We start from the raw sequence: 15,419 nt of genomic DNA on the forward strand, positions 1-15,419 counted from the left end.
TTTAAATATTTAAAAAAAATACTAATTTATTTAATCACTAATTTTGAAGTTGCTGTTCTAGTTCCTTCTGTTACTTTTAAGATATATAATCCAGCAGAAATTGCAGGAATATCAATAGTTGATTTTGTATCAGAAAAAGAAGTAGCAAATACTTGTTTTCCTAAAACATTAAACATTTTCACTTCTTTTTTATCAGTACTATTAGTAGTAATTGTGAATGTATTATTTGTTACAGGATTTGGGTATATTGCAAAACCTTCTATTTGATTTTTTACGATACTCAATGTAAAGGTATTTGCAGCACCAGGAGTTCCTAAATCTCCATCCTTTATAATTTCTTGAGTTGCTTCTCCCCAATTTGCACCATTGTCATTATCAGTTGCAGAATATTTACTTACTGCTAACTCCATACTTTTACCTGTTGGATCTGGAAAAGTAGCTCCATTATCCCAAGAAACAGCATCTATAATTGAAGATCCACAATCTAAAGCAACTGAATCTGAACTGTTTCCTAAGAAAAAATTAGATCCATATTGATAATCTACTATTACACCTCCATTTGTAGCTATATTAGAATCTATACCTAAAGTAACATAACCATTTGCTGGTACAATTAAACTATTTTCAATTACATGATCCTTTGAACTTACAGTTAAAGATTTAATCATCCAACCTTGCATGTCAATAGGTGCTCCTGTAGTATTGTAAACTTCAAAATACTCACCAAACTCATCACCAACAGCATTTGGATTTTGCATAATTTCTGTAATAATCAAGTCTCCTATTTCAGGACAAGTTGGCGCTGGTAAACAAGTTGGACTAGAAATATTTCTTGATAAATTACAAGTACTATTTGCAACATCTCCAATTAATGTAAAAACAACATCTGTTGCTTCAGTAACATTAGAAATAGTAATAGTTCCTGATGCAGTCGTAGATGGATCATCACCACCAATTGTTCCTGAATCTGCTGTTAAAACATAAGTTGATGTATTACCACCAGTAAAAGGTATAGAAATATCGTAAGTATCTGAAGAAGTTGTCTCTGTATTACATGTAGTTAAAATTGAACCTATTTCAATACTACATGGAAATGCAACAGAAAAAGTAGTAGTAGTTTCTACTTTAGGAGATAATGAATTTCCATCATTATCAACTAACTCTGCAGTTATAATATATATAGTTCCTGGTACAACATTATCAATAGTTTCAGAAGTAGAAAATATATTTTTAGATCCATCAATAACTCCATTTTCAGATAAAACTCCTAATATATAACCATCTCCTGAGTTATCTGATTCTTCAGAACCATTATCACCAGAAAGTGTAAAGTTTTCAACAACCAAATTAACAGGAATATCTGTAACAGTTGCATCATAAACATTATTATTGATAGGTGATGATATACTTAAACTTGGTGCTGTACTTGTTGTAATAGTAAAATTAGTAGTTATAGGATTTAATTTTGACCCATCATTTTCTCCTGTCCAATTACTAGCTGTAGACACTGCTGCCAATAAACTTGCTTTACTTCCAGTAGTAATTCCTGAATAATAAATATTATCAAATTCACTTTCTGGACCATCACCTGCTCCTAAAGTTACAGCATTAACACCATCTGTTAAACCTGTAGGTAAATCTGTTTGATTAGAATCATTTGTATCTGTATGCCAAACTGTACTACTTCCAGATGCAGCGAATATAAATGTTGGTGAGGCAGTATCTCCTTGATATGCTAAAATTTGGTCTCCACTAGATGCAATATTTAAATCATTACCATCTAGCGTAAAGTCAGTTGTACCTCCAACTGTATATCTAATATTTGTTCCCTTCGCTACTCCACCTGCTGGTGCAGTATACAATACTGTTCCTTCACTAGTTCTAAGAGCAGTTGCCATCCAACCATTATCTGTAAACCTAATAGTTGTTCCAGCTTCCAAATCTACCAAAGGTACAAACCTAAAACCATCAGGTGCATCTCCTTGCATTTCGATGATTACTATATCTCCTGGAGCAAGTGTGGTTTGTCCAAAAGAAAATGCACTAAAACAAAGTGTAATTAATAAAGTAAAAATGTAATTTTTTTTCATGTGTGATTTGATTTTAGAATTGAAATGTAAATATAGGGAATATTTGTTTTTTATTCTGATTAGAAGCACATTAATTAATTGTTAAGCCATCATATACAGCTGTATTTCAAATACATACTCAATATTATTTAAAAGTAAACAAAAATTGCCAAGATTAAATGATTGTTAACAACTTGTCTTTATAATAGAATTATCTGTATTTTTGATATTCAATATTAAAAAATAATGAATAAAAGCGATATTAAAATTTTATTAGTAGATGATGAACCAGATATTTTAGAAATTGTTGGTTACAATTTAAGAAATGAAGGTTATCAGACTTTTACTGCAGAAAATGGTTTAGAGGCAATAAAATCTGCAAAAAAGAACATGCCACATTTAATATTACTGGATATTATGATGCCTGAAATGGATGGTATTGAAGCTTGTGAGAAAATTAGAAAAATAAAATCTTTAGAAAACGTGCTAATCGCTTTTTTAACTGCAAGAGGAGAAGACTACTCACAGGTTGCTGGTTTTGAAGCTGGAGCAGACGACTATATCACAAAACCTATAAAACCAAAGGTTTTAATAAGCAAAATAAAATCTCTATTAAGAAGACTCAAATCTGAAAAAGAAAGTGAAGATTCTCTTAAGATTGGTGACATTGTTATTGATAGAGATGAATATGTAGTTTATAAAGCTGGAGAAAAAATTTCGTTGCCTAGAAAAGAATTCGAACTTTTTTCTTTATTAACTTCTAGACCTGGAAAGGTTTTTAAAAGAGAAGTTATTTTAGATACTGTTTGGGGAAATGAAGTTGTTGTTGGTGGAAGAACTATTGATGTTCATATTCGAAAACTCCGTGAAAAAATTGGCGACGATCATTTTAAAACAGTAAAAGGAGTTGGCTATAAATTTGTTTTACTAGAAAACGAAAAGTAAAACCAAGCCTTTTGAAACTAAAAAAGACATATTCCTACGCACTTTGGTCTGCGCTCTATTTAACACTCCTTACTGTAATTATTGCAGGCATCACCTATTATATAATAAGTGAGCATTTTGGCTATATTACCATCATTTTTTCAATTATTATTCTTTTTATAATTTCGTTTTTCATTACACAGTATAGAGCTGAACATTTCATATATAGAAGGTTAAAAAAACTATATCAAGAAGTATCTATCTTAAATGTAAACGATTTAAAAAGAGACTCTGCAACTACAGATATTGATAAATTATCTAAAAGCATGCAGAAATTTGTGGAAGGAAAGCGTTTAGAAATCAAAAATTTAACGGAAAGAGATTCTTTTAGACGTGATTTTCTTGGCAATGTTGCTCACGAATTAAAAACACCATTATTTACGGTTCAAGGTTATATTTTAACCTTAATGGAAGGTGCTATTAATGATAAACAAATACGTATGAAGTATTTGGATAGAGCTAATAAAGGTGTAGAAAGGTTGGTTGCTGTTATTAAAGATTTAGATATGATTGCTAAATTAGAAAATGATGGTTTAAAGTTAAATATAGAAGTATTTAATATTCTTGAATTGATACAGAATGTATTCGATTTGTTTGAAATGAAAGCTAAGAAGAGAAATATTTCTCTACGATTTGACAAAATTTATGAATTCCCTGTTTTTGTAAAAGGTGATGTTGAAAAAATTGAACAAGTACTTATTAATCTAATTGTAAATTCCATTAAATATGGAAAACCAAATGGAACTACTATTTTAGGAGTAGACGATTTTAATGATAAAAAGTTTATTGTTAAAGTAATTGATAATGGAGAAGGCATCAACAAAGAACATATACCACGTTTATTTGAACGCTTTTATAGAGTAGACCAAAGTAGATCTCGTGAACAAGGTGGCTCTGGTTTAGGGCTTTCTATAGTGAAACATATTGTGGAAGCACATAATCAAAAAATACTACTAAAAAGTACTTTTGGTAAAGGCTCTGAATTTTCATTTACGCTTGAAAAAGCTAAATAAATATTGGGTTTTAAATTAAATCGAAACCAATATCTTTTCTATAATTCATCTTTTCAAAATTGATTTTATCAATGCTATTGTAACTCTTTGTCAAGGCATCTTGAATGGTGTCTCCAAAAGATGTTATTGCCATAACTCTACCTCCACTTGTAACTACTTTATCGTCTTTAATAACGGTTCCTGCATGATAAACAATAGATTCGCTAACTGAATCAAAACCCGTAATTTCTTTATTTTTTTGATAAGCTTCAGGATAACCACCAGAAACTAACATCACAGTTGTTGCAATTTTGTCTGATACAGAAAAGGATTTTTCATGTAAAGTTTGGTTTGCAACACCTTCAAATAAATCAAATAAATCCGATTCTATTCTTGGCAAAACTACTTCAGTTTCAGGATCACCCATTCTTACATTATATTCAACAACTGATGGATTTCCATGATCATTCATTAACCCAATAAAGATGAAACCTCTGTAATCAATTCCGTCTTTTTGCAAACCATTTATAGTAGGTTTTACCACTAATTCTTCAACTTTATCTAGGAAAGCTTTATCTGCAAATGGCACAGGAGATATTGCACCCATTCCACCAGTATTTAAACCTGTATCTCCTTCTCCAATTCTTTTATAATCTTTTGCTGATGGTAAAATTTTATAGCTTTTCCCATCTGTTAAAACAAAAACTGATAATTCAATTCCTTTTAAAAACTCTTCTATAACTACTGTAGATGAAGCTTCGCCAAATTTCTGATTCGAAACCATTTCTTCTAACTCAACTTTTGCTTCGTCTAAAGAATTTAAGATTAAAACTCCTTTTCCTGCTGCTAAACCATCTGCTTTTAAAACAAAAGGTGGTTCTAAAGTTTCAAGAAAACTAAAACCATCTTTTAAATTATCTTTCGTAAAAGACCTATATTTTGCAGTTGGTACTCCATGTTTTTGCATGAATTGTTTCGAAAAATCTTTGCTACCTTCCAACAAAGCTCCGTCTTTTTTAGGACCAATTACAGGAATGTTTTTCAACTCATTATCAGCTAAAAAGAAATCATGAACACCATTAACTAAAGGTGCTTCAGGCCCCACAACTACCATTTTAATATCATTTTGCAAAACAACATCCTTAACAGCTTTAAAGTCTGTTGGGTTGATATTTATATTTTTTGCAATAGTGTGAGTACCCGCATTTCCTGGAGCTACAAAAAGTTGTGTTACTTTATTACTTTTAGACAGTTTTAAAGCAAATGCGTGTTCTCTACCTCCAGAACCTAAAATTAGTATATTCATAATTGTTTTGTTAGGATTGCAAATATATTTTAATTTCTTTGGATACTAAATTTATGAAGGAATTGAATTGTAGAAATTTTATCGATTGTGAAAATTTGAGGTTAAAATCCCCATTTTAAAAAGTATTTTATGGCTGATGAAGTGTGCCTAAAAAAAAGTTTTATACTTTTTGAAGAACCTTGTTGATGTTGGTGCAAAACTTCTACTTTTGGGTAATACATCTTTTTATTACTTAACTCGTCAATTCTTCTACAAATATCTGCGTCTTCCATGTATAAAAAAAAACGTTCATCAAAACCTTTTAAATTTTTGAGATGCTTAGTTCTAAAAAACATGAAACAACCATGAATAAATTCTGGACAAAAGGATGTACAAAAGTCTTGATTTCTATACTCGTTATTATTAATAAGTTTCTTTGACAACTTTAATTTTCTATTAGCTAAATCGAAAAAAGTTGGATGTTTTCTACAAACATATTGTATGCTATTATTAGGATATAAAATTTTTGGTGTAATAAAAGAAATACTTGAATCTTGTTTTAATTTACCAATTAAATTCGGAATTACATCAGGGTTAAAAACTACATCAGGATTTAGAATTAAGTGATATTCTGACTGAATTTTATTTAAAATTAGATTGTGAGCTTTACCAAAACCTAAATTCTTTCCTGTAGAAATATATTCAATTTCTGACTCTACAAAATATCTTTCAACATCATTAATTGGAGAATTATCAATTAAATATAGTTTTTTAGGAATTGCCGTATTTAAAAAAGAAGCAACAGTTTTTCTTAAGGTTTCTATATCTTCGTTATATAAAACAATAGAAGCTGTAATCATATTAATATGCTTTTTCTTCTCCTTTAAAAACATTTAAAACTGTTTTAATAATGATTTTAATATCTAATAAAAACGACCAATTTTCTATATAAAAAATATCTAATCTTACTCTATTCTTTATATCAGATTTTTTTTTGATTTCTCCTCTGTAACCACTTACCTGTGCTAAACCTGTTATTCCAGGCTTTACAATATGTCTTTTTAAATAATCATCTACATCTTTTTGATACTCTAAAGATAAACTTTCTAAATGTGGTCTTGGCCCCACAATACTCATATTTCCAAATAAGACATTAAAAAATTGTGGTAACTCATCCATACTTGTTTTTCTCAAAAAAGCACCTATTTTTGTAACTCTAGTATCATTTTTTGTAGCATGAATTTTATCAGAAAAAGCATTAATTCTCATAGATCTGAATTTAAAACACACAAATTCTTCTCCATTTAAACCTTCTCTATGTTGTTTAAAAATCAATGGCCCTTTAGATTCTAATTTCACTAAAATCCATAAAACTGGTATTAACCAAGACAAAATAAATAGGCAAACAAATAATGAAAAAAAGATGTCAAAAATTCTTTTAATATAGAAATTTTCGGCGAATTCAAAAGGTAATTTTTTTACATTTATAATGGTAATTGTATCATCATAAAACTCTAACTCTTGTTCTTTACTATATAATTCTGTAGTATCTGGAATTAATTTTAGATTTATATTTTGTTCTATAGCAAATTTATTTATTTCTTTTATTTGTTCTTTTCTCAAACTAGATATTGCACAATAAATTTCGTCAACAGCATTTTCTACTGCATATTCTAATGCCTCATTAAAATTGCCTAAATAATTTTTATTACTTGACATTTTATTAGAAAAAAAACCTAAAAATTTATATCCTAAATTTGCTTTACTTTCAAATAATTTAATAATTTTTTTAGCTGAATCATCAAAACCTAAAACTATTGTTGTTCTATAATTATTACCTAAAGCTCTGTATTTATTTAGTAAAAAATATGATAAGAACTTAAAAAAAGTGACCAATACAAACATCAATATTAAAATTAAGAATTGATTATGAACCACATCTCCTTCTCTAAAAACACCAAAATATGCAAAATAACTTAGTGTAAAAAAGAAAAACTGTTTTCCTAAAAGTGTAAGTATTCTTAAAGGACCTGTATATCTATAAACTTTATAAAAACCAAATAGATATGAAGTGAATAACCAAAATAAAGTAATAAAAGATAAAAATGAGAAATTAAGAAATTCTTTATCGTAGATAAAATAAACGATAAAATTAAGAATTAAAACATCTAAAATTATTTGAAATGGTCTTATAAAATGCGAATATCTTTTCTTCAAGCTTAATTTATTATTTAAAACAAATATATTATTTTAAATAACAATTTCACTCAACATACTCTGTATTGTAAATAATTCTTTTGCAATTTTTTGCTGATGGTCAAAATCAACATCCTTTGAAATTAATTTTTCTAAGGCATTAATTAATAAATTTGTATGCCAACTTGTAACAACATCATTTAACTTATGCTTTTTAAAAATTGATTCTATCTCACTTCCTGGATCTGTAATAATTAAAACTTTACAATCAGATGCTAATAAATTTGGAAGTTTTGATGGTAATGAACCTTTAGATGTATTTTCTTTTTGTGGTACAATTTGTACATCACTTAAATTATAAAGTTCTTTTAAATTACTCTTATCAACCAAATCATAAAAATGAATTTGAGGATTTTTGTTTTGCTTTTTTAATTTTCTATAAAAAACTCCTTTAGAAAAAAAATAAAAATTCAAACTATTATTAGTTTTACTAGCTTGTATAAAAAACTCATATAATTTATTAGGATTTTGTTTTTCGCCTAAAGCGCCAGAATAAACAATATTAGTTTTTGTTTTATCAAAAATAGCAGCTAAATCATTCGTTATTTTACTATTTATATTTATAAAAGGATATTGTACGATTAATTTCTCTTCTTTTAAATTATATATATATTTTGCTTCAGATTTCATTTCGTTCGATAGAAAGATAAGCTTATCACAACTTTTAAAACATTTTTTCTCCACTTTATGGATAAAATATTTTAAACATTTATTAATAAAACCTTTCTTTTCTGATGAATAAACTTCTTGTAAATCATGTACAATACCAATTTTTTTAATTTGCCTTTTTATAAAAAGTAAATTAAAATAGAAAGCAAAACTTGGTGGAAATATTGGGATTATAATATCTATATTTTTTTTAAATTCTCTAATTTTCCTCAAAATAAAAAACCCAAAACTTAATTCTAAAATTAACCTTCTAACAAAAGTTTTATTTGTGAAAAATATATTTTTACCCCCTCTTATTATTTTAATATTTTCGAGATTAAGTTTGCTCGATTTTACTTTCCAATCTGGATAAAATGGGTGAAAACATAAAACGGTAACCTTATGTCCTTTTTTTGATAATTCTATTGCTAGATCTGTATTATATTTCCCAGTAGAAATTGGTTCTGGGAAAAAGAAAGGCGATATGATTAATATATTTTTACTTGTCAATTTTTCTTTCTCTTATTATTTTCGCAGGATTCCCTACACAAACTTTATTGGGTGCAATATCTTTATAAACACTACTTCTAGAACCTATAACAGATCCTTTTCCAATAATAACACCTGGCGCAACAAAAACATCAGTTGCTAACCAACACTCATCTTTAATTATATTCTTCTTTGCAAAAATAGGGAAATCAGATTGTAAATAATCATGAGATCCAGTACATATATAGCATTTTTGTGAAATAACTACGTTTTTACCAATTTCGATTTCACCTAATGAGTATAAAACAACATCATCACCAATCCAAGAATAATCTCCTATTGAAACTTTCCAAGGATATGTAATTTTAACTGAAGGTCTTATGATAACTTTTTTACCAATCTTGGCTCCAAATAAACGTAATAAAAAACGTCTGAAACCGTAAAGAAACTGTGGAGAATTCTTAAAAAAAATAGACTGAACAATCCACCATAGTTGAACAACAAATGCATTTCTGCCTCTAAAATTTCTAGGTAGTTTAAATATGCTTAATTCTTGCATTTATTTTAGGTGTAATATTTTTTCAACTTCAGAAACAAATTTTGATTCTGTAAAGTGTTTTATTGAATTATAATTGTTTAATATCTTTTGCTCATCAATTTCTATAGCCTGTTTCAATAGTGCATTTACAATTTCTTCATCAGAATTTTTATTAACGAAAAATAAATTTTCTTCATCTAGTATGTCATTTAATGATTGATGTTTGGTTGTAATGATTGTATTCCTGGTAACAATTGCTTCTAATATTGAAAGAGGCAATCCTTCAATTAAATAAGATGGAAAAACAAATGTATTTGCCCATAATAATAAGTCTTTTTTATCCTTATTCCTAACAACTCCTAAATACTCTAAATCTTTGTTTCTCTCAAAATACGACATTACTTTTTCCTGAATGTCACCGTCTATGTTACCTGCAAATCTTGCTTTAAAAATAATATTTTTTTCTTGTAACATATTTAATGCATCAAGTAAATAAAATATACCTTTTTCTGTCATTAAATTACCTATGTATACAATTCTTAAATCATTGTAATTTTTAAGATTATATTCAATATCACTTATAAATAAATCATCTTCTATGAAATTATTAATAATAAAAACATTCTCTTCTTTTAAACAAAATGTTAAATTTTTTTTTAGCGAATTAGAAAGAACAATACCATAATTAGCCATTGAAAGTATTCTTTTTATTATTATTTTTTTGATAAATGTTAGATTATCATACATCCCTTTTAATTGATTTCCATGAAGATGGATTACAATATTTTTATTAAAAAGTCTTCCTGTAAGAATAAGTAATGCATATTTCATGACACCAAAAAAACTTTGACCTATTGTTATATATATAGAATCATATTTGTAAGATTTAAAAAAATATAAATTTAACTTCAAAAAATAGAACATTTTATAAATATTAAATCCCCCAACAACTTCTTCAAATTTACTATAAGACATATTGATTATATCAACATCGTTTTGTTTTATTAAACCTTTATATAAAACTTCATTTGCAAGCGATAAACCTGTTATTGGTTTTGGAAAAGGCCCAACTAATAATATTTTTTTCATTTTAATTTGATGCTTTTATTATCAGAATTTAAATTTAGCTTTAGAAAAAAATTTAAAAAGAAAGCATAAATAAGAACTCCTGACTCTCTTTCTAAAATATTTTCTGACATCATATTTAAGCATAGAAAAACAAATAAATAAAACATTAAAACTTCATTACTAATTAATGATATTTTTAAAACATAAAATATATAACATATAAAAATAATAAAACCAAACAGACCAAGAGATATTAAATAACTTAAATATTGATTGTGTGTATTGTAATTTTCACTTTTAGTTTGAAGAAGTATTGCTAACTCATTTGAAAGTTTTTCATTTGCATCACCTGTTCCGACTCCTAATAAAGGGTTTTTCAAAAATAATTTAAATGCACTTTTATATAAAAAAACTCTTTTACCTATTGACGTCTCTGGATCATTTATAGTTGTAACTATATTGTTAAACTCATGGAAACTATTTTGATTCTTATACCTTGGCATGAAAATTACTCCTATTATTACTACCGCAGATAGAGCAACATAATAAACAAGCGTTAGTTTTTTAATTCTTATTTTTTTTAATTCTAAAACTACATGGATTAAAAAAACAATAAAAAGAGCTATTATTGCCATTCTTTTATTAAGAAATGCAAGAAGCAAAATTGCAAACAATATATTTATTAAAGTCAATAATTTTAAAATATATTTTTTTTGTTTTTTAATCAAGAAAAATGAAAAAATTAAACTAATTCCTACATTTAATGCTAGGTAAATAGAATGTATTTGATATTTTGGATAAATAGATTTGTCTATTAAAATATTATAATGTTGTATTACATAATCTAAAGATCTGTTTTCAAAAATTATGAAATATAAAAATGCACAGCTTGAAAAAATAAAAATTGAAAAGCAAAACACACCTAAAATGTAATTTAATCTATTGTTTACTTGCCATTTTAAAAGTTCCTTTGGCAATAAAGCAAAACATAAAGGATATAATAACAACGAAAATTCTGTTTCTAGAAATTTTATACCATAAGTAATATTTTTTGTATAAAACATACCCACTATCAAAAGAAAATAGGGTGTTGAAGCAAAAACAAAATAAAAAACATTCATTTTTTTTGTTTTTTTAAAACAGTAAAATGAAAAAAACACTAAAAAAACTATCGGTATAAATTTAAAATTACTTGGAAAAAGAATTATTCCTGCGTTAAGACAAAGTATTATAGTTAATATCAAATGGGATGGTTTATCTTCTTTCATCTTAAAAACTTCATTAGAATTTTAGGAAAAATAAAAAAAGAAAAGAATGGAATAATATAATAAACGAATCCATTGGTTAAATCTCCTCTTAACAAAAAAATTAAATGAATAGAAAAATAAAATGCACTAAGTTGTCTTAAAGAATCGTTAGATTTTAACCAATTTACAAATTTTAAACAAAGAAACGCCAAAAGTATAGCGTAAAGTATAACTCCAATAATTCCAAAATCTATATATGATTCTGCGACATAAGGTACAGCTAAATTATGAAACGACCTGCTTTTATCGTGGTGTTTTTGAATGTGCTCACCTATCATTTCTCCTGTAGTTACAGGTTTATCAACCCAAATAGCTCTTGGTATAAAAAATAACCCAGAAGGTAATAACTGACGCCCCTTGGTGTGCCCCTCTTTTTCTACATAATCAATAGTTGAAGCTGCCATTAAAAAAGCATCAAAATTTAAACTAGTAAACTGACTAGAGACGCTCTCTTTTACATTTTTATAAGAAACTATCTCTGTAAAGGACATGTCTGACAAATTCTTTTCGGAATGTGTAAACAAACTAGATAGTGGGAATAAAATTATTAAACTAAATAATAATAAAGACAATATTTTAAAATTTGTATTAATCCATTTTGGAATTAATACAAAAATTAAAGAGATATAAATAGGTCCTAATGCATTTCTTTTAGTTGTTAATGGATTATTATATAATAATAAAATGAGAAGCATTACTATAACTATTGAATAAATTATATAATAGTTTTGCTTTTTATATTTCCAATTATTTTTTAGATAATACACTCCAACTACCAGAGGTGCAAAAGGTAAATAGAATAAAAATTTAGCATTAAGTATAGAACTCATTTTGCTTGTTGTACTGACAATTGAGCTTAAATTAATTTTAGATGTTAAATAATCGTATTTTATAATAAAAACAAAAAGATTTAGGATAAAAAAAATAAATATAAATAAAGGAGTATATCTACTGTATTTGAGGTATTTTACTTTTTTGTAATATTTATTAAAAGTAAAATATACTGTAAAAAAAATTACATTAAAAATGATTATTAAAATATTAGTTTTTAAAATGAGTTCATTAGAATAAGTTAGTCCATTAAAAAAATGGTTACTCTTTCCATTAAAATATTCATCTAATTGCAGTATAGGAGCCATTATAAGAAACAAAAAAGAAAACACAATATAGGAGGCTATGAAAGGTGAAAAATCCTTTTCATTAAGTAAATAAAATGCTGTAAATAATAATAATACTCCAAAACTAAAAATAAACATTATTCTATGTTGAATAGGAGCTGTATTGCTAATTTGAAGAACTATAAAAACAATAAGAAGCATCAATAGTAAAAATAAACGTTTTTTCATTTTGATAATCTTTTTATTTAAAAATTCTTTAAAATTTTATAATTAAGCTTAAAAACTAAAAATAACATTACTAAATCCATAAATATAAAACTTATTGCTAATCCTGTTAACCCAGTTTTAGGTATTATAAAATATTGAACCACTAAAACCGTAATACCTAAGAAAGGATATATTGCTAATTCATTCATTCTATTAATAGAAATTGGCAACATACTAGCGGCATTCCATAAATTATGAATAACAGTGGCTAATAACATAAATGCTAAAAAATTTACGTTATAAGTAAAACCATTTTTAAACCATAAATCGAAAATAAAATCTCTTAAAAAGTAGACTCCTAAACCAGATATTACTGATATTAAAAAAATTAATAATAATAATTTCTTTAATTTTGTAAACGCTTGTGTTTTTAATTTTTTTGTTATTAAAATAGTAAATTCTTGCATTGTAGGTATATATAATATACTAATAAAAGATCTTAATGAATTTACTAGAGTTCTAATTGTATTAAAAACTACAACAGATGCGGAACCCAATACCATTCCGACTAGAAAGGTACTTCCTTGAATAAAAAAAGCAGTACCTAATTGAAAAAAACTAAGTTTTAAAGATACAGGTAACATTTTTATTGCACTACCCCATTTTAATGTATACCCAAATTTATAGAATCCAACTTTTTTCAATTGAATATTCATTATAAATATCATCGTAAAACGAATAACAGCCATTGTTATTGGAATAAAATATAAGGCAACATTAAAATTTAAAATAATTAAAGTTGCAAGAAAGTCCAAAAAGAGAGTTAAGGCTAAAAAGTATTCGTGCTTATGAAATAAATTAAGTGCTTTAAAATATCCAATAGTAATTAAAAAAATTAAAAAACTAAAAATATTTATCATAAATCCTAAAAGTATGAGAAATGATTCTTTGTTTGATAAAAATTTAAAGTTCAGCAATGCTGCAAAATCAATAAAATTAGATAATACTAAAAAAGTAAAAATTAGAAATAACCCGATAGCTGAAAGAAAACTTAATGCCGCTTTAAATAATTTTTCTTGACTAGAAAACTCCTTTAAATTTATTAATCTACAAAGTTCATTTGTTACAGTTAGCGTTAATCCTAAATCACTTAATAGTAAGTAATTTGGTATTGTAGTCAGAATTAACCATTCTCCATATTGTTCTAATCCTAAATTTAAAATAAAAGCAGGAATTAAGAATAATTGTGACAATAACATACAAAACCTTTGTAAAAAAGATGAAAAGTAGTTGTGAAAATGTTTTTTAGTAAGAGATTTAATCATCTTTTTTAAATTCATCTCTATGTTCAATAGCCATATTTTCAAATGTTTTTTGCCTAATTGTTTCCAAGTTATTTCTACTTAATTTGTAGGCATAATCGTCATCTTCGCTAATTTTTTTAAGAATATTTTTCAAATAATCATAATCATCAACTGTGAAGATACATTCTTTATCTGCTATAAGCTCAAGGCCAGCTGGACACATATTTGTTGTAACTACAGGCAATCCTTTAGACATAGCTTCGTTTATCACTAACCCCCAAACATCACCTCTAGTTGGTAAAACAAATATATCTGCAGCAAAATACCAATCATCTAATTCTTTTTTAGCTAAAAAATCTATAAAATGCACATTATTTGACTCTAGTTTTTCTTTAATTTTAATATACTCTTCTGTTGGCTTTCCTCCTATAATGTAGACACCCACGTCTTTATTTAACAACACACTCCCTCTAATTAAAGTATCAAAACCTTTAAGACTAATAAACCTTCCTACTCCTATAATTATTTTTTTATAAGGAATGCCAAGTTTAGACTTAAATTTATTTTTTTGTTCTTTTGTAAGTAATTTTTTTAAAACATCACTTTTATATAAACTTGTAAAACTGTACCTTACAATCTCATCTTTCTTAGCACCATAGTTCATTAAATATTTATCGCACTGATCTCCTGTACTGAAATAAGATTTCGCATTTGAAATTAACAATTTTTTGAAAAAAATATTTAATTTGGATTCGTTTTGTTTTAATAAACCACCATCTGTTTCAAAATAATATTCTTTATTTAAAATTTTAAATAATATAATTAATAAAGATTGTGTTCTTGTATTATAACAACATATTACAATTTTATCAAAATCTCCGAATAATGCTTTTTTAATAATTGAGAATGAAATTTTAAATTCATTAAAAAAATGATTAAAAAAAATCGCATTAAATGATAAAATATTTTTATCATTCCAATTAAATATAATCTCTTTATCTTTAGTTCTCTTTCCTTCAAAAAAAACTGTTAACTCACAATATTTAGCTAATTCTGAAAAAAAATTAACTCTATAAGGACTAGGAAGATTTGTAATAAATAAAACTTTCATAAACAATCTTTTATTAAATTTTCTCGAATTCTAGAATAGTTTA

Annotated in this window: 13 protein-coding genes; 2 read left to right on the plus strand and 11 right to left on the minus strand. The window is 26.2% G+C overall.

The window, feature by feature from the left end:
* Positions 1-26 precede the first annotated feature (26 nt).
* Positions 27-2,090, minus strand: a complete 2,064-nt coding sequence (locus tag LPB03_RS08395; protein WP_065317885.1) for a T9SS type A sorting domain-containing protein — start codon at positions 2,088-2,090, stop codon at positions 27-29.
* A gap of 225 nt (positions 2,091-2,315) precedes the next feature.
* Between LPB03_RS08395 and LPB03_RS08400 the strand changes: the two genes are divergently transcribed.
* The gene (locus tag LPB03_RS08400) at positions 2,316-3,014 is read left to right on the plus strand and encodes a response regulator transcription factor (RefSeq protein ID WP_065317886.1); all 699 of its coding nucleotides are present in this window, start codon (positions 2,316-2,318) and stop codon (positions 3,012-3,014) included.
* 11 nt (positions 3,015-3,025) lie between these two features.
* Positions 3,026-4,066: a sensor histidine kinase gene (locus LPB03_RS08405; protein ID WP_065317887.1), complete on the plus strand. Its 1,041-nt coding sequence runs from the start codon at positions 3,026-3,028 to the stop codon at positions 4,064-4,066.
* Between the two features lie 10 nt (positions 4,067-4,076).
* On the opposite strand, the gene purD is transcribed toward LPB03_RS08405, so the two are convergent.
* The 10 genes from purD to LPB03_RS08455 form a co-directional block, all read right to left on the minus strand.
* Positions 4,077-5,351, minus strand: coding sequence for a phosphoribosylamine--glycine ligase (purD, locus tag LPB03_RS08410; protein ID WP_065317888.1), 1,275 nt, complete (start codon positions 5,349-5,351; stop codon positions 4,077-4,079).
* A gap of 101 nt (positions 5,352-5,452) precedes the next feature.
* Complete coding sequence (locus tag LPB03_RS08415) at positions 5,453-6,223, minus strand: glycosyltransferase (RefSeq protein ID WP_065317889.1); 771 nt, start codon at positions 6,221-6,223, stop codon at positions 5,453-5,455.
* Positions 6,192-7,547 (minus strand): undecaprenyl-phosphate glucose phosphotransferase, encoded by a 1,356-nt coding sequence (locus tag LPB03_RS08420; protein ID WP_065317890.1) that lies wholly within the window; start codon positions 7,545-7,547, stop codon positions 6,192-6,194. The genes LPB03_RS08415 and LPB03_RS08420 overlap by 32 nt, the downstream gene beginning before the upstream one ends.
* A 33-nt stretch (positions 7,548-7,580) precedes the next feature.
* Complete coding sequence (locus LPB03_RS08425) at positions 7,581-8,744, minus strand: glycosyltransferase (RefSeq protein WP_065317891.1); 1,164 nt, start codon at positions 8,742-8,744, stop codon at positions 7,581-7,583.
* Positions 8,734-9,282: a putative colanic acid biosynthesis acetyltransferase gene (locus tag LPB03_RS08430; protein WP_065317892.1), complete on the minus strand. Its 549-nt coding sequence runs from the start codon at positions 9,280-9,282 to the stop codon at positions 8,734-8,736. The genes LPB03_RS08425 and LPB03_RS08430 overlap by 11 nt, the downstream gene beginning before the upstream one ends.
* The gene (locus LPB03_RS08435) at positions 9,283-10,350 is read right to left on the minus strand and encodes a glycosyltransferase family 4 protein (protein WP_065317893.1); all 1,068 of its coding nucleotides are present in this window, start codon (positions 10,348-10,350) and stop codon (positions 9,283-9,285) included. It lies immediately after the preceding gene.
* On the minus strand, positions 10,347-11,597 hold the full coding sequence (locus LPB03_RS08440; RefSeq protein ID WP_065317894.1) for an O-antigen ligase family protein: 1,251 nt from the start codon (positions 11,595-11,597) through the stop codon (positions 10,347-10,349). Before LPB03_RS08440 ends, LPB03_RS08435 begins: the two co-directional genes overlap by 4 nt.
* Entirely contained in the window at positions 11,594-12,982 is a 1,389-nt protein-coding gene (wzy, locus tag LPB03_RS08445; RefSeq protein WP_065317895.1) for an O-antigen polysaccharide polymerase Wzy, read from the minus strand. The genes LPB03_RS08440 and wzy overlap by 4 nt, the downstream gene beginning before the upstream one ends.
* 17 nt (positions 12,983-12,999) lie before the next feature.
* The gene (locus LPB03_RS08450; protein ID WP_139058914.1) at positions 13,000-14,220 is read right to left on the minus strand and encodes a lipopolysaccharide biosynthesis protein; all 1,221 of its coding nucleotides are present in this window, start codon (positions 14,218-14,220) and stop codon (positions 13,000-13,002) included.
* Positions 14,221-14,278: 58 nt separating this feature from the next.
* Positions 14,279-15,376 (minus strand): glycosyltransferase family 4 protein, encoded by a 1,098-nt coding sequence (locus LPB03_RS08455; protein WP_065317897.1) that lies wholly within the window; start codon positions 15,374-15,376, stop codon positions 14,279-14,281.
* Positions 15,377-15,419 lie beyond the last annotated feature (43 nt).

The organism is Polaribacter vadi (assembly GCF_001761365.1).
Classification (GTDB): domain Bacteria; phylum Bacteroidota; class Bacteroidia; order Flavobacteriales; family Flavobacteriaceae; genus Polaribacter; species Polaribacter vadi.

Bases quoted from the DNA above. Each gene is read 5' to 3' on its own strand.
- LPB03_RS08395 (WP_065317885.1), bottom strand. From the start codon at position 2,090: ATGAAAAAAAATTACATTTTTACTTTATTAATTACACTTTGTTTTAGT.
- LPB03_RS08400 (WP_065317886.1), top strand. From the start codon at position 2,316: ATGAATAAAAGCGATATTAAAATTTTATTAGTAGATGATGAACCAGAT.
- purD (WP_065317888.1), bottom strand. From the start codon at position 5,351: ATGAATATACTAATTTTAGGTTCTGGAGGTAGAGAACACGCATTTGCT.
- LPB03_RS08415 (WP_065317889.1), bottom strand. From the start codon at position 6,223: ATGTTTTTAAAGGAGAAGAAAAAGCATATTAATATGATTACAGCTTCT.
- LPB03_RS08430 (WP_065317892.1), bottom strand. From the start codon at position 9,282: ATGCAAGAATTAAGCATATTTAAACTACCTAGAAATTTTAGAGGCAGA.
- LPB03_RS08435 (WP_065317893.1), bottom strand. From the start codon at position 10,350: ATGAAAAAAATATTATTAGTTGGGCCTTTTCCAAAACCAATAACAGGT.
- LPB03_RS08440 (WP_065317894.1), bottom strand. From the start codon at position 11,597: ATGAAAGAAGATAAACCATCCCATTTGATATTAACTATAATACTTTGT.
- wzy (WP_065317895.1), bottom strand. From the start codon at position 12,982: ATGAAAAAACGTTTATTTTTACTATTGATGCTTCTTATTGTTTTTATA.
- LPB03_RS08450 (WP_139058914.1), bottom strand. From the start codon at position 14,220: ATGTTATTGTCACAATTATTCTTAATTCCTGCTTTTATTTTAAATTTA.
- LPB03_RS08455 (WP_065317897.1), bottom strand. From the start codon at position 15,376: ATGAAAGTTTTATTTATTACAAATCTTCCTAGTCCTTATAGAGTTAAT.